Raw genomic sequence first — 27,000 nt, forward strand, 5'->3', positions numbered from 1 at the left:
GCCAATACCAGAACCAGATGATCAGCCCGGTGCCGCCCCACGCGGCGACATAGCGAAGGATCTCCCACAGATAGCCCATGATTTGGCCTCCTCGGTGACGTAGTCATGTGATGCATGCTGAGTTCTCGAAAACTACCTTGTGACAACTGGGTTCAGTCGGAGAAGAGCTCGCGGTTGACAGTGTGTAGATAGGGGATGGCAAGGAACGGGGTGATGTAGAAGATGTCGTAGAGCCACCAACCGACGACCGGCAGCACGACGCCTGCGAAGCGCACGTCGGCGAACATTGTCATGTTGAAGACGTAGCCGATCCAGATCACCACGCCCATCCAACAGGTGACGACCATCCACTGATGGCCCCAGCGTTTCATCTGCAGGAACCCGATGGCCGCGGCAATGCGCATGGTGAAGACGGTCAGGATGAGGCCGACCTCCCAGGCTTTTTCGCCGGGGCCGGCCGCGCCGCCGACCCACAGCTCGTTGTAGTGCCAGAAGTAGCCGGCATCGAACATGTTGCCCCACCCGTTGAGCAGCACGCGAGCCAGCAGCGTGTGGTTCGCTACCAGGTCAAGCGCCCATCCGACGGTGTTGATGGCGGCGTCGATGATGACGAGATAACCGAGCAAGGTGACCAGTATCGGCCGAACGGACAGGCCATCACGCTGGGCCCGGCGCAGCAACCGAACTCCCCAAAGAAAAAGCGGCAACCCGAAGATGCCTAGGGCCGCGGTGCCGATCAGGAGACTGCCGGAGATAAGCCATTTGTCGGCGCTTCGCTGCGCGAGTTGCGACCGTTCCATGTGCTCGTCGATTGTCAGGCTCGGTGGGGCAGAGCCCGTTGGCAGGTCGGCTGCGCCAATGCCCGCATCGCGCTGGTGCAGCTTCGGCAGATTCACGAGCCCTCCCAGTCATCGGCGCTGATTGGATCGGCTCGTGCACTATAACAGCTGACCTTAGTCAGAAAAAGTGCCTGCGGAACGGGCTGGCAAAGTTGTGGCGCACCAGCTGCGGAGCGCCGCATCACGCTGATATTGCGTGGCACAACGCCAGGAATGGTGCATGACTCCCTCGCGCTTGGTGCGCACCACCGCGACCATCCTACTGACAAAAGTCAGTTATCCATCGTTGACACACCGTTCACGGGATGCCTACGCTCAGCGAGCGCTCATCCGTTCCGGCCCGGTGTGCCGTCGGCGAAGAATTGGTCATCGCGCAGTCGGTGCATGCAAAGGAGCCGCAATGACGCCGAAGCCGCCGGCCGAGAAGAAGTATCGAGTCATCCAGTGGGGCATCGGCAATGTCGGGACGGTAGCGCTCCGCCATTTCGCCCATAACCCTGCCTTCGAGGTGGTCGGTGTGCTCTGTAACCGCCCGGAGAAGGTGGGCAAAGATGCCGGCGAGCTCGTCGGTACGGCACCGATCGGTGTGCTCGCTACTACCGACAAGGCGGCCATCGAAGCCCTTGACGCCGATTGCGTGTTCTACGCGCCGCTGTGGTCCGACCCCGACGAGGTCTGCCGCCTGCTGCGTGGCAGGAAGAACGTGGTCGCCTCGGGCGGGGCGTGGTGGTACCGAACCGAACACAGCAACGCGGACATCGATAAGATCGACGCGGCCTGCCACGAGGGCGGAACGTCGTTCCACGCGGGTGGGGTCAACCCCGGATTCGCGGGAGACCTGCTTGTCCTGACGCTGGCCCGGATCGTCAGCCGAATCGACGCCATCCACATCTACGAGGTGGTGAATTTCGGCAAGGACACTCTGAAGTACCTGCACGAGATGGGGATGGGGAGCGACCCCGAAGAGTTCATGGCCGGCCCGAACCTGCTCGGCAACGCCTGGCCGCTGTTCGCCCAATCAATGGCCATGGTGGTCGACGGCTTCGGCAAGACGGTCGACAAATACACGACGGACGTCGAGCTGGGAAGGGCGACTCGCGACATCCCCTACGAAGGAGGGCCTTCCAGCGACATGCCGGGCTTCAAGGGCACGATCAAGAAAGGCACCGTCGCCTCGCAGCATCACAAGTGGACGACGTGGGTCGACGACAAGCCCCTCATCACCTTCCACGAGATGTACACCATGGATGAATACGATGCCATTGAGCCGCAACCGGATTGGGGCGGACACTATCACTACCGCATCGTGATCGAGGGCGATGAACCCACCGAGCTGATCCTGCAGGCGCCGGCGGATCCGCAGGGCAATTACCCCAAGCCCGGCTACACCTGGACTGCGATGGGGCCGGCGAACACCGTTCCGGCCGTGTGTGAGGCTGCGCCGGGGTTCCTGACACACAAGGAGCTCGGGTTGGTGCCGTTGCTCGGCGTGGTCCGTTAAGGCTGCAAGCTTCGCAATGTCCTTGCGACGTAGTCTTCGAGCAGGGTGTGGCCGGTCGGCCAATGATTGGTGGTGACCAATAGGGCGTAGAGACCCAGCAAGAAGAAAACCGCACTGTTCATCGGATTGACGTGCCGGTCCGCCTCGCCGCGTTCTTGAGCTTGCGCTATTTGCTGGGCGACCAAGACGATCAAAGGGTGATCCCCGCCGTCTTCGGTCTGCGGACGAGTTTGGGAGAAGTGCAGCGCCAGAAAGTCATTGAAGAGCTGGTCGCCCAGTCGGCGCTCCAATCCGACCACCAAGCGGACCGCCTCGTTCAACGCGGAAACGAGATCGTGCTTGGACTTCACGAATTGCGCGAACTGCTTGGCTATGCGGTTCTCTTCGCGGCGCTCCAATTCCAGCAGCACATGCTCCTTGGTGGGGAAGTGGAAAAAGAAGGTCCCGTGGGCGACTCCCGCCGCAGCCACGATGGCACCGATGTCGGCCTCGGCCATCCCACCGCGGGCGAACTCCGCGATGGCGGCGCCCATCAATCGCTCCCTCGTCTGCAGGCGCTTCGCTTCTCGCGCCGACAGCCGGTCCGCCACAGCCATTTCTTTCCTCACCGTTGACGTGACTCATGCAAAGAGCTTCGAGGCTAACTAGGCCAGTATGCCGTGTCCCGGCCAGAAAGGCTTGCATAGCTTGATCATTGTTGGACCATCCCCGAAGCTACGGATATCTGGCCAGCACGTTCATTGACTTTAGTCAGCAACGTTCATAGATTGAACGGCGCACACGCCGCGCACGATCGAAGGAGTCCGGCATGGCGTTGGAACAGTTCCGGCTGGATGGACAGGTCGCGATCGTCACGGGCGCCGGGCGTGGTGTCGGGGCGGGCATTGCTCGAGTGTTGGCGGAGGCGGGCGCCACGGTTGTCGGCACCGCACGCACCGAATCCGAGATCGTTAAGTCAATCGAGGACGTCGAGCGGCTGGGCGGTAAGGGTCTTGCGCTCGTCGCGGACGCCATGAGTCGTCCGGACGGCGAGCGCGTCGTGAACACGGCCATGGAGCGTTTCGGCCGAATCGACATTCTCGTCAACAATGTCGGCGGCTCCACGTACGCGCGGTTTCTGGACATCACCGACGAAGATTTCCGCCACACTTTCGACTGGTGTGTGACCTCCGCGTTCATCATGAGTCAACTCGTCGCCCCGCACATGCTCAGCGCCGGAAACGGTTCCATCATCAACATCTCGTCGGGCTCAGCCCGCTTCGGCATTCGAGCGCTGACCGCCTATTGCGTCGCCAAGGGTGGCCTCGAGGCGCTCACCCGCGCCATGGCGCAAGAACTCGCACCGAAGATCCGCGTCAACGCCATCGCGCTCGGTTCGTTCGCCACAGATGGTCTGCGGGGCAGTCTGGACTTGATGCCGGGATCTTTGGAGAAGATGAAAGAGGCCACGCCGCTGCATCGCCTCGGCGATGTCGAGGATCTCGGACGGCTCGCGGTGTATCTGTGCACGCGCGACTGTTACGCGACCAACGCGACTTTCCACGTCGACGGCGGCATCGACTCGAACAATTCGCCGCTGCCCATACCCGACTACTGACCTGGACCCGGCTTACTCTTGGCAAAACCGATCCGAGAAGGGCGAGGGCACCGATGCGCAGAGTGATCCAATTCTCCACCGGCAACGTAGGCCGGCATTCGTTGCGCGCCATCATCGGAAGGCCAGATCTTGAGCTGGTTGGGGTCCATGCCGCCAGCGCCGAAAAGATCGGTCGGGATGCGGCGCAGCTTTGCGGCCTTGACGAACCGACCGGCATCGTGGCCACCGACGACGTCGAGGCGCTGGTGGGACTCGGCGCCGACGCCGTCGTGTACACGTCTCAAGGGGAGACCCGGCCGATGGAGGCCATTGAGCAGATGGCCACATTTCTCGCGGTGGGCACCAACGTCGTCGGCACATCGATGGTCTGGCTCGTCACACCCCACCACGCCGAAGACTGGCTGCGGGTGCCTTTGGAGCGCGCCTGCGCGGCAGGCAACGCCTCGCTTTACGTCAACGGCATCGACCCGGGCTTCTCCGGCGACACATTGGTGCACTCGGCGGTCAGCCTGACTACCCGCGTTTCGTCGATCACCGTGCAGGAGATCTTCGACTACGGAAACTACGATGACGCCGAGTTTACCGGCGCTGCAATGGGATTCGGAACTACCGCCGACGATGACCCGGCGATGATGTTCCTGCCCGGGGTAATCGTGTCGATGTGGGGCGGTCAGGTGCGTAGTCTTGCGGACAACCTCGACATCAAACTCGACGAGGTTCGCCAGCGCACCGAACGCTGGTTCACGCCCGAGCGCATTGACTGCACGATGATGACGGTCCACCCCGGCCAGATGGCGGCGGTCCGGTTCGCCACCGAGGGCGTCCGCGACGGCAAACCGGTCATCACCCTCGAACACGTCACCAGGCTCACTCAGGCGGCAGCGCCCGACTGGGAATTCCCACCCGAGGGTCACACCGGTGTACACCGTGTTGTCGTGGAGGGTGAACCGCGGGTGGAAATCAACACACACGTCTCCCATCCCCTTTTTGATTCCACTGAGGCCGGCTGTATTTCGACTGCGGCCCGGGCGGTCAATGCGATCGACTGGGTGTGCCGTGCGCCCAGAGGGCTGATCTCCGTGGAGGACATTCCCCAATCCGCCACGATGCGCGGCCTGATATGGAACGAGCGTTAGGTGCACCCACAAGACATGACGACCTCGCCGTCGGGACGCGTTGCCGGTAAACGTGTACTGATCACCGGCGCGGCCCGCGGTATGGGACGCAGCCACGCGCTGCGGCTTGCCGAGGAAGGGGCTGACCTCATCCTGGTCGACATATGCCAGTCCCTGCCGCAGGTCGAATACCCCATGGCCACAAAGGAAGAGCTCGACGAAACGGTGAAAATGGTCAGCGATTTCGGCCGCCGCTGCCTGAGCTACGTCGTCGACGTCCGCGACGAGGAACAGCTGCGCGCGGCTGTCGACGAAGGGGCCGGCGAGCTGGGTGGTCTGGATGGTGCGGTGGCCAACGCCGGTGTGCTAACCGTGGCGCCATGGGACAGGACAACTGGCGATCAGTGGCGCACCGTGGTTGACGTGAACCTCATCGGAGTGTGGAACACCTGCGCGGCCGCGATTCCCCATCTGCTCGACCAGGGAGGCGGCAGCCTGGTGAACGTCAGCTCGGCCGGTGCCATTAAAGGCTTTCCGCTGCAGACGCCCTACACGGCGGCGAAGTATGGCGTCGTCGGCCTGACTTTGGCTTTGGCCAACGAACTGGCCGCACAGAACGTGCGCGTCAACACCGTGCTTCCCACCGGTGTGCCCACCGGCATGGTTCCGCCGTCGTTCGGACCCCTCCTGGGTGAGCAACGGTCCGACCTGATCCCGATCTTTGTCAACGCGATGCCCACGCCGGCCGTCGAGCCCGCCGACGTCAGCAACGCGGTGCTGTTCTTGCTATCGGACGAGGCGAGATATGTGACGGGGCTGCAGTTCAAGGTCGATGCAGGGGTGACCATCAACTAAACCGCTTACAGCGGCCAGCTATTCGGCTCCATGGTGTAACGCAAGGCAGCGGCCGGAGGCAACGGCTGTCGTTCAATGGTCGATATCGCATCCACGACGAGGGCGACGTAGCGTCGCCAGCCATCGCTGTGCGCGTCCATCGTTGACAGCACGCTATACAGCATCGCGACCAGTCGAGGCAGGTCATCGGCGACGAGGTCGCTACGGATCCGGCCGACCCGCTGACCTTCGCGGACCAGGTCGTCGAGCGCCTCGTTGAGTGAAACCGAGATGTCGGAGGTGAGCGACCCGGCCCGGTGCGCGGCGGACAGCAGGTTGTGTTCGCGGGCCCCCAGCGAGATCGCCGCTTCAATCAGTTCGGTGAGACCGCGTAGCGGGTCGTCGGTGCGGCGGGCACTGTCGATCACCGGCGTGAGATCCTCGGCGATGCTTTGATCCAGGGCGGCCCGGACCAGTTCGGCTTTTGTCGGGAACCTGCGGTAGAGGGTTCGCTCCCCGACGCCCGCACGGCGCGCGACCGCCTCTATCGGTGCATCGGGCCCGAACTCGCCGTAGACATCCCGCGCCGCGCGCAGTATCCGCTCGACGTTGCGCGCCGCGTCCGCCCGCAACGGCCGGTCTGCAACCACGCTCATCGTGACAGCCTAACTGACAGTTGACTGCCAACAAGCCGTACCTCTACGCTCTATAACTGACAGCCATCTGCCACTTAATAGGAAACGACGGTTATGTCAACATCTTTCGAGACTTCCGCATGCCGCCCTGACACAGAGCTTCCTGTGCTGCCCCTCCCGCGAGCCGCGCACTGCCCGCTTGCGCCCCCGGCCGAGTTCGCGAACTGGCGCGAAGAGCCCGGACTACGACGGGCGATGTTCCACGGACAACCGGCCTGGGTGGTGAGTCGCTACCGGGACATCAGAGCGGCGCTGGTGGATCCGCGCCTGTCCGCCAAGACCATTCCGGAGGCAATCATGCCGACCGACGCGGACCACAACGTCCCGGTGATGTTCGCGCGGACTGACGATCCCGAGCATCATCGGTTGCGGCGGATGCTGACCAGCAACTTCACCTTCAGGCGTTGCGAAGCGATGCGGCCGCAGATCCAGGAGCTGGTCGACCACTATCTCGACGAGATGATCAGCAACTGCCCACCGGCCGACCTGGTGCGTGACTTCGGCTTGCCGGTGCCGTCAATGGTGATCGCGCTGCTGCTGGGGGTGCCGCCCGAAGACCTCGGGCTCTTCCAGCGCCAGACCAGTGCTGGGCTGGACACCCGAACCTCCGACGAGGAGAAGGGGCGTGCGTTTGGTGAAATGTACGCCTACATCGAGGAGTTGGTGCAGCGCAAAGAGCGCGATCCTGGCGACGACCTGATCAGCCGGCTCGTCACCGAATACGTGGCGATCGGGCAGCTGGATCACGCGACCACGGCCATGACGAGTGTGATCATGATGCAGGCCGGACACGAGACCACCGCCAACATGATTTCGCTGGGAACGGTTGCGCTGCTGCAGCATCCCGACACCTATGCAAGGCTCGGCCAAACCGACGATCGCGCCGTCGTCGCGAACATCGTCGAGGAGCTGATGCGCTATCTCACCATCGTGCACAGCCAGGTCGATCGCGTGGCGACCGAAGACCTCACAATCGGCGGGCAACTGATCCGCGCCGGGGAATTCGTCATGATGAACCTGCCCGCCGGAAATTGGGACAGCGACTTCGTCGAGGACCCGGAGACTTTTGATATCGATCGAAACACCCGCGGGCACTTGGGCTTTGGCTACGGCGTTCACCAATGCATCGGGCAGAACCTCGCCCGGGTCGAAATGCAGGTCGCATTCGCCACCCTGGCGCGGCGGCTGCCCGGACTGAAGTTGGCGGTACCTCCCGATGAGCTGAAATTCAAAGACTCCGACATCTACGGGATGAAAGAACTCGCCGTCAGCTGGTGAATACAACCCAAGCCGACGGTCATTCGGGCTTGCGGAAGCTGCGCCAGATTACATAACCGATCGCCACGGCGACGCCTAAAACCCCGGCGACCAGCAACGTCTGGAAAGCGTCGATCGCGAACCAGCTGGCGTCGTACGAGCCGGTGGCGCCGACGCATTCGAAGTCCACGCTGGTGCCCGACTGGCCCGGTTTGTAGCTGTAGCTCGAGGTGTTATACGCCAGCTGGTACCCGCTATCGCAGACAAAGGGGCCCGTCCACAGCGCGCTGGCCGGCATCGTTGCGGTCAGCGACGCGGCGGCTCCGACGCAGATGCCAATAGCTCCAACGATCGCCCCGATGCGATCGGGCCACCCGCGCATGCCCCACGGCCGTCGGCGCCCGGACGCGACCTGTCGCTTCGAGCCGACCTGCTGCGAAAAGCCGGGTTGGGCCCCCATGCCGGCGGGCGCGCCGTAGTCCGTCGCGGCGCCTTGCCCCGAATACACGACCGAGTGCCCCACCCTGAAGGTCGCGTGGCCGTGTTTGAAGATGTTGTCGATCTGTTCCTGCGACAGACCCGCCTGGGCGGCGGCGCTCATGAAAGCCTCGCGGTGCGCAGCCATCTCGGCTTCGGCAGGCCCGGCCGAGCCCACCGGTCCACCAGAGCGCAAACCCTCCCACAACGACTCCGCGTACCGGCGTGCGCGCTCGTCGGCGCCCTGCCCCGCGTCCTGGCTCTGGCGCGCCGCCTTGGCCTCGGCCAGTTGACGTTCCAGCTCGGCGATGCGCTTCTGCTCGGCGAGCTGGCGTTCCAGCTCAGCGATGCGCTTTTCGGGATCGTCGGCGTCCATCGGCAAATAGTCGCACGCCGGAACCGCCGGTGTGGTGAATCGAGCGCCACTTGCCCGCGCCGCGACACATCAGCAGCTGAACGCGATTCCGACGCCATCCGGCGGCGGCACCGACCGCAGGCAGCCGAACGGCTGGACCCCGGCGCCGGCGAACCGAACCGCCGACTGGTGGGCGTAGTTCACGCAGAACAGGCCCGCTTGATCGGCGCGGCAACGGTAGTCGCCGAACGACAACGAATCCCCGTTCGCCAGGTCGGGTCCGTTGCCATAGACGAACGGGCCGGGATCCGCGCGCGACGACCCCACCTGCAGGTTGGTCCCGTCGTAGTCGACCCAGCCGCCCTGCCATCCGCCGTAGGCGGTGTCGGGGCGGGGCGGGGGGCTGGTCAGCTGCACCAGGCACGCTAGCGCGCCGGCCGTGTGTTTGGCATCGGTCATGCAGGAAACTTTGCCGGCACTGGCCGTCAACGCGAAGTCGCTGCCGAGCTGGGTGGTCCCGCCGTCGCGGGTCGCCGCGTGATAGAGGCCCGGATTCGCGGGATGACCTGCCTCGATCCACGTGATCACGTCGGAGATCGGCGCGCCGGCACCCGGCGCGGCCGAAGGTGCCGGTGGTTTGCCGGCCGACGTTCCCGTCGGCGGTGGGGAGGTGGTGGCTGAAGTTCCAGCGGGCTGCGAGGTCGGTGACTGCGCCGACTGGCCACCCCCCGCGTGCGAGCAGCCGCCCACGAGCCCGCCAGCGAGCAACGACACGGCGACGAGCGCGGCGATCCGCATCCCGCCAGGCTAACCGCCACGCCGGCCGCCACGTGCGCACTGGTGTCGTTCTGGCCCCGGTGTCGGCTACCGTCACAGTTATGCATCAGCGCACCGTCCGCGCCCGCACGACCGTCGGCACTGTCGAAGGTTTCACCCGCGACGGCGTCCACCGCTGGCGATCCATTCCCTATGCCCGGCCGCCGGTGGGGCGCCTGCGATTCCGGGCGCCGCAGCCGCCGTTGCCGTGGTCGGGTGTGCGGCACTGCCACAGCGTCGGCAACTGCGCGCCGCAGCAGCGCCGCTACACCATGCTCGGGGTCGGCCGCTACCAGCCCATGAGCGAGGACTGCCTCGCCCTCAACGTCGTCAGCCCCGAGGCCGCCCCCTTGGACAGCAAGGGCGAACCGTTGCCGGTCATGGTCTTCATGCATGGCGGCGGCTACATCCTGGGCAGCTCGGCTACGCCGCTGTACGACGGTGCGGCGCTGGCCCGCCGCGGTTGCGTGTACGTATCGGTCAACTACCGGCTGGGTGCGCTGGGATGTCTGGACCTGTCGTCGCTGTCGACGCCGGACATCCCCATCGATAGCAACCTGTACCTGCGCGACCTGGTGATGGCGTTGCGCTGGGTGAAAGACAACATCGCCGAATTCGGCGGCGACCCCGACAACGTCACCATCTTCGGGGAAAGCGCGGGCGCCTGCATCACGGCCACGTTGTTGGCCGTGCCCGCCGCCAACGGGCTGTTCGCCCAGGCGATCTCGGAAAGCCCCGCGTCGGGCCTCGTGCGGCCCAAGGAGATTGCCGACGAATTCGCGAACCGGTTCGCCCGGCTGCTCGGCGCGCGCAGCGAGGACGCCGCCGATGCGCTGATGCAGGCGTCGGCGGCGCAGCTGGTGGAGACCCAACACGCGCTGATCGACCAGGGCATGGAGAACAGGTTGGGCGCCTTCCCGATCGGCCCGGTCACCGGCGACGACGTCCTGCCCATCGACCCCGTCGAGGCCATGCGGTCCGGGCGGGCGCACCGGGTGCCGCTCATCGTGGGCACCAACGCCGAAGAGGGCCGGTTGTTCACCCGATTCCTCAAGATGCTGCCGACTAACCAATCGATGATCGAAGAGCTGTTGGCCGACACGGAACCGGCTGCCCGCGAACGCATCACCGCCGCCTACCCGGATTACCCCGCGCCGGCGGCATGCATCCAGCTCGGCGGCGACTTCGCGTTCAGCTCGGCGGCCTGGCAGATCGCCGAGGCCCACGGCAGCCATGCGCCCACCTACCTCTACCGGTACGACTTCGCCCCGCGGACCTTGCGCTGGTCGGGTCTGGGCGCGACGCACGCCACCGAGTTGCTGGCCGTCTTCGACGTCTATCGCACCAGGTTCGGCGCGCTGCTGACCGCCGCCGCCGATCGGGGCGCCGCGTTGCGGGTCAGCAACCAGGTGCAACGGCGGTGGCGGACCTTCAGTCGCACCGGGTCGCCGGGGGACGACTGGCCGGTCTACACCCCCACCGACCGCGCCGTGATGGTTTTCGACCGCAAGACCCGAGTCGAGTTCGATCCGCACCCGCACCGCCGGATGGCATGGGACGGCTTCTCATTGGCGCAGTGACCTGGCACGCTGACCCTCATGCACGCCGACACCGAGCAAGTCATCGAGCGCCCCACTGACCTCACGGCGCCCTGGTTGGCCGCGGCGATCGGCGCCGGACCCATCGCCGACTTCACCGTGGAGCGCATCGGCACCGGCCAGATGAGCGAGTGCTACCGCATCCGGCTCAACTACGCCGACGCCGGCACCAAAGGGCCGGAGTCGGTGGTGCTCAAGGTCGCCGCCACCGACCCGGTCAGCCGGCAGACGGGGCTGGCCCTGGGTCTGTATGAGCGTGAGGTCCGCTTCTACGGCGACATCGCGCCGGGCCTGGGCGGCCCGATCGCGCCGTGCTATCACGCCGCGATCGACACCTCGACCGGCGTGTTCGACCTGTTGCTCGGCGACGCCGGGCCCGCGGTCGTGGGCGACGAAATCGCTGGCGCTACAAGCGAACAGGCGAGCCTGGGCGTCGCCGAGCTAGGAAGGCTGCACGGTCCGCTGCTCGGCGACGCCGCGCTCGCCGAGGCGCCGTGGCTCAACCGCGAGACGCCGCTCAACCAAGCGATGATCTCCTCGCTTTACGCCGGCTTCATCGAACGGTACGGGGAGCAGATCGCGCCCGAGCACCGCGTCGTGTGCGAATGCCTGGTCGGCGCGTTCGACGGCTACACGGCCCAGGAGGCCGAGCCGGATAGCATCCAGGGCCTGGTACACGGCGACTACCGTTTGGACAACATGCTGTTCGGCACCGCCGGAGCCGACCGCCCGCTGACCGTGGTTGATTGGCAGACCGTTTCGTCGGGACCGGCGCTCACCGACCTGTCGTACTTCCTGGGCTGCGCGCTGCGGACGCAAGATCGGCGCGAGCGCTACGGCGAATTGCTGCGCGCCTACCACGAGGCGCTTGGACCCGAGGCGCCCATCAGCCTCGTCGAGGTCACCGAAGGAGTACGCCGGCAAAGCTCTTTCGGCGTGATGATGGCGATCGTCTCCTCGATGCTGGTGGAGCGCACCGATCGCGGCGACCGGATGTTCATGACGATGCTGCAGCGAAACTGCGACCACGTGCTGGACACCGACGCGTTGGCGACGCTACCGGCCGCCGCGGCACCCGAACCCCTGCGGCCGTCGGAGGACGACGAACTCGCGCACCCCCCGACGGCCGAGCCGCTGTGGAGCGAGAGCTGGTACGCCGACTTCGTCGATCCCGCACAGGGATTGGGTGGCTGGTTCCGCATCGGCCTGATCGCCAACCAGCAGAAGGCATGGGTCCACGCGCTGCTGTGCGGACCCGAGATGCCGACCGTGGCCGTCATCGATTCCGAGGTTTCGCTGCCGGCCGACCCGTGGGTTCTGCGCACCGAAGACTTCGAGGTGGGCCACTCCGCGACCGCCCCGCTACAGGCCTACCGGGTCGACCTGCGTGCCCGAGCGCAGGCTTACCAGGACCCCTCGGCTTTGTTACGCGGGGAGCCGGGCACCCCCGTCGAGATGACGATGAATCTGGTGTGGGCCACCGATGGCACGCCCTATAAGTACCGTCTGACGACGCGTTACGAAATCCCTTGCAGCGTCTCGGGAAACATCACCGTTGGCGACGCCAGCTACCAGGTCGACTCGGTTCCCGGCCAGCGTGACCACTCCTGGGGCGTGCGCGACTGGTGGAGCATGGACTGGATATGGAGCGCGCTGCACCTAGACGACGGCACCCACCTGCACGGCGTCAACATCCGCATCCCGGGGGCACCGACCTTCAGCATCGGTTACCTTCAGGACGCCGGCGGCAACGTGAGCGATCTGCAGACCGTTACCTCGCGGGAATCCTTCGGCGCCAACGGTTTACCGTTGAACGCGACCTTGCAGCTCGAGCCCGGCGGGCTCACCGCCGATGTCGAGGTGCGCGGGCAGGCCCCGGTACGCCTGACCGCCGCCGACGGGCGAGTGAGCCAGTTCCCGCGCGTGTGGGTCAGCATCAGCACGGCCGATGGGCGCAGCGGCGTTGGTTGGATCGAATGGAACCGCAACCTCGCCTAATAGGCGCCGCGCGGTCACCCATCGTGGTGATGGGTGTTTCCGGATCGGGCAAGTCGACGGTGGGGGCGGCGCTCGCACGACGGCTGCGGGTGCCCTTCGTCGACGCCGACACGATGCACCCGCCGGGCAACATCGCCAAGATGACCGCCGGCGAGCCGCTGCGCGACGACGACCGCTACCCGTGGCTGGAGAGGGTCGGTGAATGGTTGGCCGGGCACCCCGACGGTGGCGTAGCGACGTGTTCGGCGCTCAAACGCCGATACCGCGAGCAGCTGCGGGCGCACTGCCCGCGCGTCGGGTTCTTGCATCTCAGCGGGTCACCGGAACTCATCGCCGGCAGGCTGGCCGCCAGATCCGGCCATTTCATGCCGGCCGCGCTGCTGCGATCGCAATTCGACGCGCTGGAACCGCTCGGCGCCGACGAGGCCGGTGCCACCGTGGACGCCTCCGACGACGTCGAGGCGATCATCGGCAGGTTTCTGGCGATTACCAGGGGCGGCGGCGACGACGAGTCTTGACCCCGTCGCCCACCCGTTCGCGGGCGGCGTCGGCCAGCTCGCTGCCGCGCGCGACGGCCGTGTCGGCGAGGTGGCTGCCACGCAGCCGCGCGATCTCGGCGAGCTCCTCCGCGCGCTCGCGAGCCGTGTCCGCCAACTCCTCGCCACGCTTGCGCGCCTTCTTCGCCAGCGGTGCGCTGCGCTCGGCCGCCGTGCTGGCCAGTTCTTCGCCACGCTTGCGCGCCTTCTTGGCCAGCGGTGCGCTGCGTTCGGCCGCGGTGCCGGCCAGTTCGCGGCCGCGCTCCAGGGCGGCCTCGGCGTAAGGCGCGCCCCTTTCCGCGGCGGTGCTGGCGAGTTCGCGTCCGCGTTCGAGGGCGGCCTCGGCGTAGGGTGCGCTCTTTTCGGCGGCGGTGCTGGCCAGTTCGCGGCCGCGTTCGGCGCCGAGCTGCAGGCCGTGCACGATCTTTTCCCCGAGCTCGCCGAGGTCGGCGTCGAACGCCGCGGGGGACTCTGCGGAGCCGGGCAGCGCCGAGGACACCCGCTCGGACAGCCGCTCCGCCGCCCGTCGGCTCCGCCATCCCAGTGACGGCTTGCCAGCCGTATCGGCCGACGCGATCATCAGGCCACCCAGCAGGCTCAGGTCGGTCAGAAACTCCTTGCGTTTCTGGGCCTTGACCTGCGGGTCGCTCTCGCTCCAGAACATGTGCGCCCCCAGATTGGCCGGCAGCACCGTGAAGGCGAGCGCCGCCGAGGCGATGCGGGGCGCTTTGCCGGTGGCGAGCAGCAAGCCGCCACCGATCTGTACCGCCGCGTTGATCTGAGCGAACGTCTGGGGGTCGCTGGGGATGCTGCTGCCGACCGGATCCGGCAACGCCCGAAGGCCGTCGACCGTCGGCGCCGCGGCTTCCGCAGCGGGCTTGGGATTGAGCATCGAGTCGATTCCTTGGCCGATGAACACCGCCGACAACAGGGGCCTTGCGATTCTGCGGATCAACATGGCAGCTGGATTACCCGACCGACCGGCGAACAAACCGTCGGCCACCGGGAGTGTGAAAGGTCCAGCTGAAGGCGCAGCTCGCAGCCCTGGTGGTTGCTCGGCCGCGATAGGGTGGAGCGCGTGCGGGCGTTGATCATCGTCGACGTGCAAAACGACTTCTGTGAGGGTGGCTCGCTGCCGGTAAGGGGCGGCGCGCGGCTGGCTTCAGCCCTCAACGCCTACCTGGCGGGCAACGCCGGCTACGACCACGTCGTGGCAACCGAGGACTTCCACGTCGACCCGGGCGACCATTTCTCCGACCGTCCGGATTATTCGTCGACCTGGCCCCCGCACTGCGTGGCGGGAACTCCAGGCGTTGAGCTGCATCCCGACCTCGACACCAGCCGGGTCGACGCGGTCTTCCGCAAGGGCGACTACGCCGCGGCCTACAGCGGCTTCGAGGGCGTCGACGAGAACGGCACCCCGCTGCTCGAGTGGTTGCGCGGGCGCGGGGTCGACGAGGTCGACGTCGTCGGCATCGCCACCGACCATTGCGTCCGGCGGACCGCGCAGGACGCCGCGCGCGCCGGCTTGACGACAAGGGTGCTGGTGGGACTGACGGCGGCCGTGTCGCAGGAATCGGCCGGCGAGGCGCTGGCGGAGATGCGGACCGCCGGCATCGAGCTGGTCGGCGCCCCCTGATGGCGTTGCCGCTGGATCGCGGTCAGCTGCTGGCCGCGGTGGAGCGCTCGCCGCAGGCGGCCGCCGCCCATGACCGCGAAGGATGGGTCGGGCTGTTCACCGCCGACGGCAGCGTCGAAGACCCGGTGGGATCGCGTCCGCACGTGGGGCACACGCAGATCGGCCATTTCTACGACACCTTCATCGGTCCTCGTGACATCAAGTTCCACCGCGATCTCGACATCGTGTTCGGCCCCGTCGTCCTGCGCGACCTCGTACTCGAGGTGACGATGGGTTCGGCGGTCACGATGCACATCCCGGCGGTCCTACGCTATGGCCTTCGCGAAGACCTTCCAGGAGGCCTTCGAGAAGCCAACGGGCACTGGCGAATTGCCCAATTGCGGGCCTATTGGGAGTTGCCGGCGATGATGCTGCAGTTCCTGCGTACCGGATTGCGGGCTGCCTCACCCGCCCTTCAGCTGTCACGGGGGTTGTTGACCAATCAGGGATTGCCGGGGACGGCCGGCTTCATGACCGGCTTTCGGCGGGTCGGTGCGCGGCACAAGAGGGTGTTGCAGACGTTCCTCGAAGCCGCCGCCCGGGGCGACAAGCCGACCGCCCTTCAGCGGCTATCATCAAGCGGCCCAATAACTTTGGGCGACGACGACCCGCTCGACGCCACCGACCTCGTCGAGCAACTCAACGGGGCCGGCTGCACCAAGATGATCGGCGCGGGCCCCACTGTGGCGGTTTCGCTGAACTCGGCGCGCGGGCGCGCCATCATGTTCGTCGATGGGACGCGGCGGGGAAACGCCCTCAACCGAATCCGGTATTTTCCGGCCTGACGGTGGCGCCGCCGCACGGGTGTCGGCAAATTTGCCAGATCGCATCCTGCGATGTATTGCCTTGCGCGCGATAGTGCCGTAGAAATAGCTGTCCCTGAAGGGAGGCGACGATGAGCGTGGTGCGGATCTTCGGTGTGGGAATGGCGTTCACCGCCGCGCTCGGTGTTGTCACGGCCTGCGGCGGCAAGGAAAGCTCCTCTCCCTCGTCAAGCTCGTCGAAGGCCACCTCGTCCTCGACGACAACGTCGAGTTCGGCAGCATCGACGACGTCGAGCGCGCCACCGTCGGGTGTTGCACCACTGGGCGACTACACATACCTGCTGCTGCAAGCGAGCGACGTCGGCGCTGACGCCGGGACGACGGGGCCCCCGATGCAGAATCCCGGCGGCGTCGCCGGAGCCGGGGTGACGTTCACCAACCCCGAGCGCTCGCGGACCATCGACGATCTCGTCGTCGTCTTCACCGACCCGGCGACCGCCGCGCAGCAAGCCAAAGAGCACGCGTCGTCGTTCGGCAAATACGTCACCGGCGCCCCGGGGCCGTTCGAGGTCGGAACCAACGGGCTGATCGCGGTTGGGACTTCGCCCGACAACTCAAAATCGGTGACTTATGTGACCTTCGCCGAGGGGAGGGTGGGCGTCGACCTGGAGTTCGACAGCGCACCCAACGATCCCGCCCCGCGGGACGTCGTGCTGGACATGGCCCGCAAACAAGACCAGTTGGTCAAGGACCGGCTGCCCGGCTAGCACGGTTCAGCGCACGATCATCAACGCCAGCGTCGCCGCCGACAGGAACAAGTAGCCGCCGGGAAATGCGATGTTGTAGAAGACGTGTGCCCTCATGTGCGTAACGACGGCGCCGACGAAGTACAGGACCAGGCCGGCGGCGGCCGCAACCCCCAAGGCGCGCAGGCCCAGCAGCCCGAGAACCAGCCCGATGGCACCGGCCAGCTTCAGCGCCCCTAGCCCCGGTAACCACGACCGCGGCACCCCGACCGCGGCCGAGTTCGCCAGCACGAATCCGGCGGGAATGAAGTCGGGCACGGCAATTCCGGCGGTGACAACGGCGGTCGTCAGCGCGACGACGAAGTATGCGGTATTCATTTTCCGTCAATGCCTTGTCACGCAGCTGTTTCCGCAGCGGCGACCCGGATAGCCGCGGGAGATGGCGCGGCGCACAATCGATAGGGTCATGGTGCTGGTCTCCTTTGCAACAGAGAGTTCGACGGATGCGGTCATCGTCTTGACGACTCCCGTGCAGAAAAGGTGACTCATGACCGCACACCAGGATCTCGTGGATCTCGCCCAACGGTTCGACGCGGACCGACCGCACCTGAGGTCGGTTGCTTTCGGGCTGCTGGGCTCGGCGGCCGACGCCGACGACGCGGTGCAAGCGGCGTGGCTGAAGGCCAGCCGCGCCGACTTCGACGCCGTCGACAATTTGACCGGCTGGTTCACCACGATCACCGCACACGAGGCGTTCGACCAGCTCCGCGCCCGCGCACGGCGCGCCGAGCAACCGCTGGCCGGCGAGGAGCTGGACCGGCTTGCTCCCGCCTCGGCGCCGGCCGACGAGGATGCGCTGCTGGCTGACTCGGTCAGCAGGGCGCTGCTCGTCGTGCTCGATCGGCTCTCGCCCGCCCAGCGCGTCGCCTTCGTGCTGCACGACGTGTTTGCCATGCCGTTCGAGAACATCGCCGCCGTGTTGGACCGGTCGCCGGCGGCCGCGAAGAAGCTGGCAAGCCGGGCCCGCGAGCGACTGCACGACGGTGCGGCCGCCGAACCCCCTCGTGCGGCCGAGCACCTCAAGATCGTGGAAGCGTTTCTCGCGGCCTCGCGCGGCGGCGACATAGCGCGGTTGCTTGAGCTGCTGGCTCCCGACGTGATGCGCCGGGTCGATCCGGCGCTGGTCCCCGGCGACGTTCCGACCGAACTGAGCGGGGCGAGGGAGGTCGCCGAGGAGACCCGCCGCTTCGCCCAACGCGCGCGGGCCGGTGTCGTCATGCTGCTCGACGGCGTCCCGGGCATCGTCATCGCGCCGCTCGGACGCCCGCAGGCGATGCTGCGGATCAGCATCGGGGCCGATAACCGCATTCATGCGATCGACATCACGGGCGATGCCGACCAGCTACGACGGGCCGTTCTCGCGCTGCCGCGCGAGCCGTCTCAGCAACAACTCAGGCGGGGCGGGTACCAAGGACGCCGGACACAGCCGGCGGGGGGACCGGCAACTCGGCGACCCCGGGAGCACCATGCTGGATAGGCCGTTCGGACGGCGAAACCTGCTGCGCGGCGCCGGCGCCCTCGGCGCGGCGTCGCTGGCGCCCTGGGCGGCCGGCTGCGCTCCCGACGACGACGACGCGCTGACCTTTTTCTTCGCGGCCAATCCGGACGAACGCGATGCCAGGATCCGCATCGTCAACGAGTTCCAGCGCCGCCATCCCGACATCAAGGTTCGGGCGGTGCTGTCCGCGCCCGGCGTCATGCAGCAGCTGTCGACATTCTGCGCCGGCGGCAAGTGCCCCGACGTGCTGATGGCTTGGGAATTGACCTACGCCGAATTGGCCGACCGGGGGGTATTGCTCGACCTGAACACGCTGCTGGCTCGCGATCCGGCCTTCGCGGCGCAGCTGAAGTCGGACGGCATCGGCGCGCTGTACGACGCGTTCACGTACAACGAAGGCCAATACGCCATCCCGGAGCAGTGGTCCGGAAACTTCCTGTATTACAACAAACGTCTTGTCGCGGAGGCCGGTGTGTCGGCGCCCACGTCGTGGCAGCGGCCGTGGACCTTCGACCAGTTCCTGGACGCCGCGACCGCTCTCACCAAACGGGCGGCGTCGGGACGGGTCAGCCAGTGGGGCTTCGTCAACATGTGGTTTTCGTATTACTCGGCCGGACTGTTCGCTATGAACAACGGGGTGCCATGGGCCAGCCCGCTGAAGAACCCGACCCACTTCAATTTCGACAACGACGCCTTCATCGAGGCCGTGCAGTTCTACGCCGACCTTGCGAACAAGCACAAGCTGGCCCCCAACGCATCTGAGGTGCAGTCGATGTCCACCCCTGACCTGTTCGCGGCGGGCAGGGCGGCGATCGCGATGGGCGGCCATTGGCGATACCAGACTTTCATCCGAGCCGACGGCCTGGACTTCGACGTCACCTCGTTGCCCGTAGGGCCACGACGGCAGGGCCAGGCCGCCCGCTCCAATATCGGTTCCACCGGGCTGGCGATCTCGGCGAGCAGTCGACGCAAGGAGCAGGCATGGGAATTCGTGAAATTCGCGACCGGCCCCGCCGGCCAGGCTTTGATCGCTGAATCCAGCCTATTCGTGCCGGTGCTGCGGTCCGCGCTCAACTCGACCGGGTTCGCCAAGGCCCATCACGGCGTCGACAACCTTGCCATCCTCACCGAAGGACCGACGAATTCGGAAGGCCTGCCGGTCACCCCGGCGTGGGAAAAGGTCGTTGCGTTGATGGACCGCAACTTCGGACCCGTGCTGCGCGGATCCCGCCCGGCGACCTCGCTGGCCGGTCTGTCGCCCGCCGTCGACGAGGTGCTGCGCACGCCATGACGTCGGTCGACACACCCGCGGCCCCGGTCGCCGCCAAACGCCCCAAGCGCCAGATCTCGCGGCGACGCGCGTGGTCCGGTCGCCTGTTCGTCGCCCCGAACCTGGCCGCCGTGGCGGTGTTCATGCTGTTCCCGCTCGGCTTCTCGCTGTACATGAGCTTTCAGCAGTGGGACGTGTTCAGGCCGCCAAAGTTCGTGGGACTGAAGAATTTCGAAGAGCTCTTCACCTCTGACCCGCTGTTTCTGATCGCCATCCGCAACACGGTGATCTTTACCCTGGGGACCGTCGTGCCGACCATTGCCATCAGCCTGGTCGTTGCCGGCGTGCTGAACCGGAAGGTCAAGGGCATCGGTGTCTTTCGAACCATCGTCTTTCTGCCCCTGGCGATCTCGTCGGTCGTGATGGCGGTGGTGTGGCAGTTCGTCTTCAACACCGACAACGGGCTGCTCAACATCATGCTCGGCTGGGTCGGGATCGGACCCATCCCGTGGCTGGTCGACCCCAAGTGGGCGATGGTCTCGCTCTGCATGGTCAGCGTTTGGCGCAGCGTGCCGTTCGCCACCGTCATCTTGCTCGCGGCGATGCAGGGAGTCCCGGAGACGGTCTACGAGGCGGCCAAGATCGATGGCGCGGGCGAGATTCGGCAATTCGTGTTCATCACGGTGCCGCTGATCCGGGGGGCGATGTCGTTCGTCGTCGTGATTTCGATCATCCACGCGTTCCAGGCGTTCGACATGGTCTACGTCCTCAACGGCGCCAACGGCGGGCCGGAATCGGCGACCTATGTTCTGGGCATCATGCTGTTCCAGCACGCGTTTTCTTTCCTGGAATTCGGCTACGCGTCCGCGCTGGCGTGGGTGATGTTCGCCATCTTGTTGGTGCTCACCGTGTTGCAACTGCGGTTCACCCGGCAACGCTCCTGGGAGGTGTCCCGTGGCCTCCGCTGAGCACGTGTTCAAGCGCACCGTCCTGCGGGCCGTTCCGGTCTATGCCGCGCTGGTCGGCATCGCCTGGTGCTGGCTGTTCCCCATCGCCTGGGCGGTGTCTGGCTCTCTGAAGCGGGAGGGCGAGGTCACCGAGCCGAGGCTGCTGCCGGCTCACCCGCGGTGGTCCAATTACACCGAGGTATTTTCGGTGATGCCGTTCTGGCGCATGTTCTTCAACACCGTGCTGTACGCCGGCTGCGTCACGGCAGGGCAGGTGTTCTTCTGCTCGCTGGCCGGATACGCCTTTGCCCGGCTGCAGTTTCGCGGCCGCGACACCCTGTTCGTCTTGTACCTGGGCACGCTGATGGTGCCATTGACCGTAACCGTGATCCCGCAGTTCATCCTGATGCGAACCCTGGGCTGGGTCGACACGCCCTGGGCGATGATCGTTCCCGGTCTTTTCGGCAGCGCGTTCGGCACCTACCTCATGCGGCAGTTCTTCCGAACGCTCCCAACCGATCTCGAGGAAGCGGCGATCCTGGACGGGTGTTCGCCGTGGCAGATCTACTGGCGCATCCTGCTGCCGCACGCGCGGCCGGCGGTGATGGTGCTTGCCGTGCTCACCTGGGTCAACGTGTGGAACGACTTTCTGTGGCCGCTGCTGATGCTGCAGCGCAACAGCCTGGCGACCCTGACACTCGGTCTGGTCCGGCTACGCGGCGAGTACGTCGCGCGCTGGCCCATCATCATGGCGGCCTCGATGCTCATCATGGTGCCGCTGGTCATCATCTACGCGATCGCGCAGCGCTCCTTCGTCCGCGGCATCGCCGTCACCGGGATGGGTGGGTAGCCATGGCTTCGGTGAGCTTCGAGCAGGCGACGCGGCGCTACCCGGGAACGGAGCGACCGGCCCTGGACGGCCTCGACCTGGCCGTCGGCGACGGCGAATTCGTCGTTCTGGTCGGGCCGTCCGGGTGCGGCAAGACGACCTCGCTGCGCATGGTCGCCGGTCTGGAAACCCTGGACTCCGGGCGCATCCGGATCGGCGACCGCGACGTCACCCACGTCGATCCCAAGGATCGCGACGTCGCGATGGTCTTTCAGAATTACGCGCTCTACCCGCACATGACGGTGGCGCAGAACATGGGCTTCGCGCTGAAAATCGCCAAAACCTCGAAGGCCGAGATCCGCGAGCAGGTGCTGGCCGCGGCCAAACTGCTTGACCTGCAACCCTATCTGGATCGCAAACCCAAAGACCTCTCCGGTGGGCAACGCCAGCGGGTGGCGATGGGTCGCGCGATCGTGCGCCGCCCCCAGGTGTTCTTGATGGACGAGCCGCTGTCCAATCTGGACGCCAAGCTGCGGGTGCAGACCCGCAACCAGATCGCCGCCTTGCAACGGCGATTGGGGACCACCACCGTTTACGTCACCCACGACCAGGTCGAGGCGATGACGATGGGGGACCGGGTCGCGGTGCTGTGCGACGGCGTGCTGCAACAGTTTGCGGCGCCTCGCGAGCTTTATCGCAACCCCAACAACGTGTTCGTCGCCGGGTTCATCGGCTCTCCGGCGATGAACCTGTTCAGGTTGCCGATAGTCGACCACTCGGTGTCGCTGGGGGAGTGGCCGATCGAGTTGCCGCGTGAGATCGCCGGCGCGGAAAGCGAAGTCGTCGTCGGGGTCCGCCCCGAACACTTCGAGCTGGGCGGCCTGGGCGTCGAGATGGAAGTCGACGTGGTCGAGGAGCTCGGGGCCGACGCTTACCTCTACGGCCGAATCACCGGCTCCGGCAAGGTGATCGACCAGCCCGTCGTCGCGCGCGCCGACGGGCGGCACCCACCGGAAAAGGGCAGCCGGGTGCGGCTGCATCCGGAGCCCGGGCACCTGCACTTCTTCGGCACGGACGGTCATCGAATTGCCTGAGGATCACCCGAAGATGAGCACCGCACGTGCCGACCTGGTCTTCGAAGGCGGTGGCGTCCGCGGTATCGGGCTGGTCGGAGCGGTCGACGCCCTGACTCAGGCCGGGTACCGGTTTCCCCGCGTCGCCGGCAGCAGCGCCGGCGCGATCGTCGCATCGCTGGTGGCCGCGCTGCAGGTCGCCGGTGAACCGCTGACCCGGCTCGCCGACGTGATGCGCAATATCGACTACCGGAAGTTCCTGGACCGCAGCCTGATCGGACGGGTGCCGGTGCTCGGCGGCGGCCTGTCGTTGCTGGTGTCCGACGGTGTCTACCGCGGCGCGTACCTCGAACAACTGCTGACCGGCCTGCTCGGTGACCTGGGTGTGCGCACATTCGGCGACCTGCGCACCGGCGAAGAATCCGAACAGTTCGCCTGGTCGCTGGTCGTGACCGCCAGCGACCTGTCACGTCGCAGGCTGGTTCGCATCCCGTGGGACCTCGGCTCCTACGGGATCGACCCCGACGGCTTCTCGGTCGCCCGCGCGGTGCACGCCTCGTCGGCGATTCCGTATGTCTTCGAACCGGTTCGGGTGGCCGGCGCCACCTGGGTGGACGGGGCATTGCTGTCGGACTTTCCGGTGCAGCTGTTCGACCGGCCCGACCCACGCTGGCCGACGTTCGGGATCCGGTTGTCGGCGCGCCCCGGCATCCCTCCCACCCATCCGGTGCGTGGCCCGGTGTCGCTGGGAATCGCCGCGATAGAGACCCTGATGAGCAATCAGGACAATGCCTACATCGACGACCCGTGCACCGTTCGGCGCACCATCTTCGTACCCGCCAACGAAGTGAGCCCGATCGACTTCAGCATCACCGCCGAGCAACGCGAGGCCCTGTATGAAAGCGGGCTGCAAGCGGGCCAACAGTTCTTGCAGACATGGAACTACGCGGACTTCCTCGCGGCGTGCGGCGGTCCGGTGCAGCCTGGCGCTTGAGCGAACCGGCTTACCCGCGCGTGCAACCCATCGCATCGAGGCGGCGCTTGACGCGCGCGATGTCGTCCTGTGTGGGCATTTCCTCGGTGACGCGGGTGATCGCCACCCCGACATCGGTGGTGCTGATCGGCCGATGCCTTTGCGTCATGAGTTCGCTTGTGATGGCGCTGATCTCGTCGCTGGATGGGCGCCGCCGCGACAGCGCCGCCAGCGGCACGAAACCCGCAGTCGGCATGCCGGTGGGGTAGCCGGCCCGCAAAAAAGCGATAATGCTTGACACCCAATGGGACAGGTCCATAAGTCCACCTCGCTAACCGCCACACGCTGAGCACTAGCGGTAGTTAGCAATTTAGCAGCGGCAACGTCATCAGCTCGGTAACACCACGGTTACAGGCGCTCTTTTATTGGAATTTTTTTCGGCAAACGCATGGATCTTTGGTGCCTTATCGGCTATTAACCGCGGCGGGTTTTGGGGATGATTGTCTCGCCAGCCTTTCCCTAACCGGTCCCAGGCCGCCTGCGCCGTGGCGGCACGAAGGGAGGATCGATGACACCGAAGATCCTGCCCGGGCGGCCTGACCCGCTCGGTGCCACGCCGGACCCGCGGGGCACCAACTTCGCGGTGGCCTGCGGTGGTGACGAGGTGACGCTGTGCCTGTTCGACGCCGATGGGGCGGAGACACAGCTCGTTTTACCCGAGCGCGACGGTGACGTCTGGCACGGCTTCGTGCCGGGGGTCGGCGCGGGACAGGCCTACGGGTTTCGGGTCGGCGGCCCGTTCGATCCCGGACGCGGCCTGCGCTACAACCCCACAAAGCTGCTGCTGGACCCCTACGCACGCGCAATCGCAGGCGATGTGCGGTTTGGGCCCGAGGTGCTCGGTCATGCGGTGGAAAACCCTGCGGCGCCAAGCCCTCTGGATTCTGCTGGCCATGTCCCGCGCAGCCTGGTGGCCGCGGCCGCGGCGGGCGCGGCCGCGCCCAAACCGCAGCACGCGCTGGCCGACACCGTGCTGTATGAGGTTCACGTTCGCGGGTTCACCGCGACCCATCCCGGCGTGCCAAAAGAGCTGTGCGGCACCTATGCGGGCCTGGCCCACGAGGCAGCACTGCAACACCTGGTCGATCTGGGCGTCACGGCGGTGGAACTGCTGCCCGTGCACCGCAGCGTGCCCGAGCAATTCCTCGTCGAGCGGGGTTTGACTAACTACTGGGGATACAACACGATCGGATTTTTCGCGCCGCAGGCGAACTACTCCGCCGCGGCGCGGGCGGGCCAAGCGGGTGGGGAGGTCGCCGAATTCCGCGCCATGGTCGATGCCCTGCATGCCGCCGGCTTGGAAGTGATCCTCGACGTGGTGTTCAACCACACGGCCGAGGGCGGGGCCGGCGGGCCGACCTTGTGTTTCCGCGGGCTCTACAACCCGGCCTACTACCGGCTCGTTTCAACGGACCGCAGCAGCTACTACGACACGACCGGGACCGGCAATTCGTTGAACACCGACCATCCCACGACGCTGCGGTTGATCATGGACTCGCTGCGCTATTGGTTGTCGCAGATGGGTGTCGACGGCTTTCGTTTCGACCTGGCACCCACCCTCGGCCGCGAGGACGGCAGCTTTGATCCGATGTCGGCGTTCTTCGATCTGGTCGCCCAAGACCCGGTGGTGTCAGAAGCCAAACTGATCGCCGAACCGTGGGACGTCGGGCAGCTGGACAGCTACGAGATCGGCCGATTTCCCCCGTTGTGGAGCGAGTGGAACGGGCGCTTTCGTGACACCGTGCGTGACTGGTGGCGCAGCCAGGACGGGCGCCTCGGCGACTTCGCGTCGCGGCTGTGCGGATCCTCCGACATCTACGGCGATCGCGTCGAGGGGCGCCGCCCCAGCGCCTCGGTCAACTTCGTGACCGTGCACGACGGGTTCACGCTGAACGATCTGGTCTCCTACAACCAAAAGCACAACGAGGCCAACGGCGAAGGCAACCGCGACGGCACCGACGACAACCGGTCCTGGAACTGCGGAGTGGAGGGACCGACCGATGACCCCGGGGTGCTGGCGCTGCGAGCGCAACAAAAACGCGCGTTCCTGCTCACCCTGCTGCTGTCCGGCGGCGTGCCCATGCTGTTGGGCGGCGACGAGTTGGGCCGCACCCAGCGGGGGAACAACAACGCTTACTGTCAGGACAACGAGATCACGTGGTTTGACTGGGCCGCGGTCGACGATGCGCTGTTGGGGTTCACCACCAACCTCGTCGCCCTGCGCCGCCGCCACCCCGTGTTCCGCAGGCGCCGCTTCCTCACCGGGGCCGCCGCCGCGGACTTGCGCTGGTTCACGCCGTCCGGTGCCGAGATGACGCCCGAGGACTGGGCGGACCCCTCCGCGCGCAGCATTGCGGTGTTCATCGACGGCGCAACCGATCCCGACGTCGACACCGACGGCACGGCGCTGATCGACGATGACTTCCTGGTGTTCGTCAACGCCTGGTGGGAACCGTTGAGCTTCTCGGTTCCCGCCGATCTCGCACAGCATCCCTGGGATATCGTCTGCGACACATTCAACCCCACACGAACCGGACCCGCCGCGCAACAAGTTGACGTCGGGCCTCGGTCGGGGGTGGTGATGCGATCGGGCCGTCCGGGCGCGCCTTAACGGCGTTTGGCCGCAAGGCTTTTCTAGGATTGCCCGGTGGCGGATCGCTATGGAACCGATGTCCTGGCCGCGGGCCGGCGCAAGCCTCGCTCGACCGAGCACCCGGCAGAGCTCGGCTTGGTGGTGGAGGACGTGGAGACCGGCTACGTCGGCGCGGTGGTGCGCGTCGAATACGGCCGCGTCGAGCTAGAGGACCGGCATGGCCGTACCCGCGGATTTCCGCTGGGCCCTGGATATCTGCTGGACGGCCGGCCCGTCGTTCTTACCGCGCCGCGCCGCCCGGCCCCCTCCGCTTCGGGCAGGACGGCGTCCGGCTCGGTCGCGGTGCCCGGTGCCCGCGCCCGGGTGGCGCTCGCCAGCCGCATCTACGTCGAGGGCCGCCACGACGCCGAACTCGTCGCACAGGTGTGGGGCGACGACCTGCGAATCGAGGGCGTCGTCGTCGAACACCTCGGTGGCATAGACGACCTGGTGGGCATCGTGGCGGACTTCGCGCCGGGCCCGGGGCGCCGGCTGGGCGTGCTCGTCGACCACCTCGTCGCCGGCTCGAAGGAGTCGCGGATCGCCGAGGCGGTGCGACGCGGGCCGGGCGGGCCGGACACCCTGGTCGTCGGCCACCCGTACGTCGACATCTGGCAGGCGGTGAAGCCGCAACGGCTGGGCCTGACGGCCTGGCCGAAAGTGCCGCGGCACGTGGAGTGGAAGCACGGCGCCTGCGAGGCCCTGGGCTTGCCCCACGCCGAGCAGGCCGACATCGCCAGGGCATGGCGGCACATCCGCTCGAGGGTCCGCGACTGGAACGATCTGGAACCGGAGCTCATCGGCCGCGTCGAGGAGCTCATCGACTTTGTGACGCAGCCGGCCCGCGCCTGA

Annotated in this window: 27 protein-coding genes; 19 read left to right on the forward strand and 8 right to left on the reverse strand. The window is 66.5% G+C overall.

All coding sequences use genetic code 11. The annotated features are described in order from the left end of the window. Positions 1-152: 152 nt before the first annotated feature. Entirely contained in the window at positions 153-896 is a 744-nt protein-coding gene (locus A5764_RS15775; RefSeq protein WP_369807329.1) for a hypothetical protein, read from the reverse strand. Positions 897-1,239: 343 nt separating this feature from the next. Here A5764_RS15775 and A5764_RS15780 point away from each other — a divergent pair, with 343 nt between their 5' ends. Further along, the gene (locus A5764_RS15780; RefSeq protein WP_067114442.1) at positions 1,240-2,340 is read left to right on the forward strand and encodes a dihydrodipicolinate reductase; all 1,101 of its coding nucleotides are present in this window, start codon (positions 1,240-1,242) and stop codon (positions 2,338-2,340) included. Here the strand turns inward: A5764_RS15780 and A5764_RS15785 are convergent. After that, positions 2,337-2,936 carry a TetR/AcrR family transcriptional regulator gene (locus tag A5764_RS15785; protein ID WP_067114443.1) on the reverse strand — a complete coding sequence of 200 codons (600 nt, stop codon included), beginning with the start codon at positions 2,934-2,936 and terminating at the stop codon, positions 2,337-2,339. The two genes, A5764_RS15780 and A5764_RS15785, sit on opposite strands and share 4 nt — an antisense overlap. A 212-nt stretch (positions 2,937-3,148) precedes the next feature. On the opposite strand from A5764_RS15785, the gene A5764_RS15790 reads away from it, so the two are divergent. From A5764_RS15790 to A5764_RS15800, 3 genes are read left to right on the forward strand one after another with little or no spacing between them, the layout of a single operon-like run. Continuing rightward, complete coding sequence (locus tag A5764_RS15790) at positions 3,149-3,937, forward strand: SDR family NAD(P)-dependent oxidoreductase (RefSeq protein ID WP_067114444.1); 789 nt, start codon at positions 3,149-3,151, stop codon at positions 3,935-3,937. 53 nt (positions 3,938-3,990) lie between these two features. Then, on the forward strand, positions 3,991-5,073 hold the full coding sequence (locus A5764_RS15795; protein ID WP_067114445.1) for a dihydrodipicolinate reductase: 1,083 nt from the start codon (positions 3,991-3,993) through the stop codon (positions 5,071-5,073). Positions 5,074-5,088: 15 nt separating this feature from the next. After that, complete coding sequence (locus A5764_RS15800; protein ID WP_067114446.1) at positions 5,089-5,907, forward strand: mycofactocin-coupled SDR family oxidoreductase; 819 nt, start codon at positions 5,089-5,091, stop codon at positions 5,905-5,907. A 5-nt stretch (positions 5,908-5,912) separates the two neighbouring features. Here A5764_RS15800 and A5764_RS15805 read toward each other — a convergent pair whose 3' ends face one another. Continuing rightward, positions 5,913-6,542, reverse strand: a complete 630-nt coding sequence (locus A5764_RS15805) for a TetR/AcrR family transcriptional regulator (RefSeq protein ID WP_067114447.1) — start codon at positions 6,540-6,542, stop codon at positions 5,913-5,915. A gap of 93 nt (positions 6,543-6,635) precedes the next feature. Here A5764_RS15805 and A5764_RS15810 point away from each other — a divergent pair, with 93 nt between their 5' ends. Further along, positions 6,636-7,859, forward strand: coding sequence for a cytochrome P450 (locus A5764_RS15810; protein WP_067114448.1), 1,224 nt, complete (start codon positions 6,636-6,638; stop codon positions 7,857-7,859). A gap of 19 nt (positions 7,860-7,878) precedes the next feature. Here the strand turns inward: A5764_RS15810 and A5764_RS15815 are convergent, their stop codons facing one another. Continuing rightward, on the reverse strand, positions 7,879-8,691 hold the full coding sequence (locus A5764_RS15815; protein ID WP_067114449.1) for a hypothetical protein: 813 nt from the start codon (positions 8,689-8,691) through the stop codon (positions 7,879-7,881). 69 nt (positions 8,692-8,760) lie between these two features. Next, positions 8,761-9,468, reverse strand: a complete 708-nt coding sequence (locus A5764_RS15820; RefSeq protein WP_067114450.1) for a hypothetical protein — start codon at positions 9,466-9,468, stop codon at positions 8,761-8,763. Positions 9,469-9,548: 80 nt separating this feature from the next. Between A5764_RS15820 and A5764_RS15825 the strand changes: the two genes are divergently transcribed. The 3 genes from A5764_RS15825 to A5764_RS15835 are packed head-to-tail and all read left to right on the forward strand — an operon-like array spanning position 9,549 to position 13,600. Further along, positions 9,549-11,066, forward strand: coding sequence for a carboxylesterase/lipase family protein (locus tag A5764_RS15825; protein ID WP_067114451.1), 1,518 nt, complete (start codon positions 9,549-9,551; stop codon positions 11,064-11,066). An 18-nt stretch (positions 11,067-11,084) separates the two neighbouring features. Beyond that, positions 11,085-13,082 (forward strand): phosphotransferase, encoded by a 1,998-nt coding sequence (locus A5764_RS15830; RefSeq protein ID WP_067114452.1) that lies wholly within the window; start codon positions 11,085-11,087, stop codon positions 13,080-13,082. Between the two features lie 29 nt (positions 13,083-13,111). After that, positions 13,112-13,600 carry a gluconokinase gene (locus A5764_RS15835; RefSeq protein ID WP_197501466.1) on the forward strand — a complete coding sequence of 163 codons (489 nt, stop codon included), beginning with the start codon at positions 13,112-13,114 and terminating at the stop codon, positions 13,598-13,600. Here the strand turns inward: A5764_RS15835 and A5764_RS15840 are convergent. Beyond that, positions 13,569-14,576 (reverse strand): DoxX family protein, encoded by a 1,008-nt coding sequence (locus A5764_RS15840; RefSeq protein WP_067114454.1) that lies wholly within the window; start codon positions 14,574-14,576, stop codon positions 13,569-13,571. The genes A5764_RS15835 and A5764_RS15840 overlap by 32 nt on opposite strands. Before the next feature lie 120 nt (positions 14,577-14,696). Between A5764_RS15840 and pncA the strand changes: the two genes are divergently transcribed. The 3 genes from pncA to A5764_RS15855 all read left to right on the forward strand — a co-directional run bounded on the left by pncA (position 14,697) and on the right by A5764_RS15855 (position 16,827). Beyond that, positions 14,697-15,257, forward strand: a complete 561-nt coding sequence (gene pncA, locus A5764_RS15845; RefSeq protein ID WP_082951739.1) for a pyrazinamidase PncA — start codon at positions 14,697-14,699, stop codon at positions 15,255-15,257. Further along, entirely contained in the window at positions 15,257-16,081 is an 825-nt protein-coding gene (locus A5764_RS15850; RefSeq protein ID WP_067114456.1) for a ketosteroid isomerase family protein, read from the forward strand. Before pncA ends, A5764_RS15850 begins: the two co-directional genes overlap by 1 nt. A 110-nt stretch (positions 16,082-16,191) precedes the next feature. Beyond that, complete coding sequence (locus A5764_RS15855; RefSeq protein ID WP_067114457.1) at positions 16,192-16,827, forward strand: hypothetical protein; 636 nt, start codon at positions 16,192-16,194, stop codon at positions 16,825-16,827. Positions 16,828-16,833: 6 nt separating this feature from the next. Here the strand turns inward: A5764_RS15855 and A5764_RS15860 are convergent, their stop codons facing one another. Further along, positions 16,834-17,184: a DoxX family protein gene (locus A5764_RS15860; RefSeq protein ID WP_067114458.1), complete on the reverse strand. Its 351-nt coding sequence runs from the start codon at positions 17,182-17,184 to the stop codon at positions 16,834-16,836. Positions 17,185-17,353: 169 nt separating this feature from the next. Between A5764_RS15860 and A5764_RS15865 the strand changes: the two genes are divergently transcribed. Genes A5764_RS15865 through A5764_RS15890 form a run of 6 tightly spaced genes read left to right on the forward strand, consistent with a single transcriptional unit; the run spans position 17,354 to position 23,477 of the window. Further along, a complete protein-coding gene (locus tag A5764_RS15865; protein WP_067114459.1) occupies positions 17,354-18,343 on the forward strand; it encodes a sigma-70 family RNA polymerase sigma factor in 990 nt (329 codons plus the stop codon). Continuing rightward, positions 18,333-19,655, forward strand: a complete 1,323-nt coding sequence (locus A5764_RS15870; protein ID WP_067114460.1) for a sugar ABC transporter substrate-binding protein — start codon at positions 18,333-18,335, stop codon at positions 19,653-19,655. Before A5764_RS15865 ends, A5764_RS15870 begins: the two co-directional genes overlap by 11 nt. Beyond that, positions 19,652-20,602: a carbohydrate ABC transporter permease gene (locus tag A5764_RS15875; protein WP_067114461.1), complete on the forward strand. Its 951-nt coding sequence runs from the start codon at positions 19,652-19,654 to the stop codon at positions 20,600-20,602. Before A5764_RS15870 ends, A5764_RS15875 begins: the two co-directional genes overlap by 4 nt. Then, positions 20,589-21,431 (forward strand): carbohydrate ABC transporter permease, encoded by an 843-nt coding sequence (locus A5764_RS15880; protein ID WP_067114462.1) that lies wholly within the window; start codon positions 20,589-20,591, stop codon positions 21,429-21,431. Before A5764_RS15875 ends, A5764_RS15880 begins: the two co-directional genes overlap by 14 nt. A gap of 2 nt (positions 21,432-21,433) precedes the next feature. Continuing rightward, entirely contained in the window at positions 21,434-22,504 is a 1,071-nt protein-coding gene (locus tag A5764_RS15885; protein ID WP_067114463.1) for an ABC transporter ATP-binding protein, read from the forward strand. 13 nt (positions 22,505-22,517) lie between these two features. Next, positions 22,518-23,477 carry a patatin-like phospholipase family protein gene (locus tag A5764_RS15890; RefSeq protein WP_067114464.1) on the forward strand — a complete coding sequence of 320 codons (960 nt, stop codon included), beginning with the start codon at positions 22,518-22,520 and terminating at the stop codon, positions 23,475-23,477. A 10-nt stretch (positions 23,478-23,487) separates the two neighbouring features. Here the strand turns inward: A5764_RS15890 and A5764_RS15895 are convergent, their stop codons facing one another. Continuing rightward, complete coding sequence (locus A5764_RS15895; RefSeq protein ID WP_067114465.1) at positions 23,488-23,775, reverse strand: DUF3349 domain-containing protein; 288 nt, start codon at positions 23,773-23,775, stop codon at positions 23,488-23,490. Between the two features lie 249 nt (positions 23,776-24,024). Here A5764_RS15895 and glgX point away from each other — a divergent pair, with 249 nt between their 5' ends. Continuing rightward, positions 24,025-26,127: a glycogen debranching protein GlgX gene (gene glgX, locus A5764_RS15900; RefSeq protein ID WP_067114466.1), complete on the forward strand. Its 2,103-nt coding sequence runs from the start codon at positions 24,025-24,027 to the stop codon at positions 26,125-26,127. A 36-nt stretch (positions 26,128-26,163) separates the two neighbouring features. Then, positions 26,164-27,000 (forward strand): DUF3097 domain-containing protein, encoded by an 837-nt coding sequence (locus A5764_RS15905; RefSeq protein WP_067114467.1) that lies wholly within the window; start codon positions 26,164-26,166, stop codon positions 26,998-27,000.

It is taken from the genome of Mycobacterium sp. 852002-51057_SCH5723018, from assembly GCF_001667035.1.
In the GTDB taxonomy this organism is placed as follows: domain Bacteria; phylum Actinomycetota; class Actinomycetes; order Mycobacteriales; family Mycobacteriaceae; genus Mycobacterium.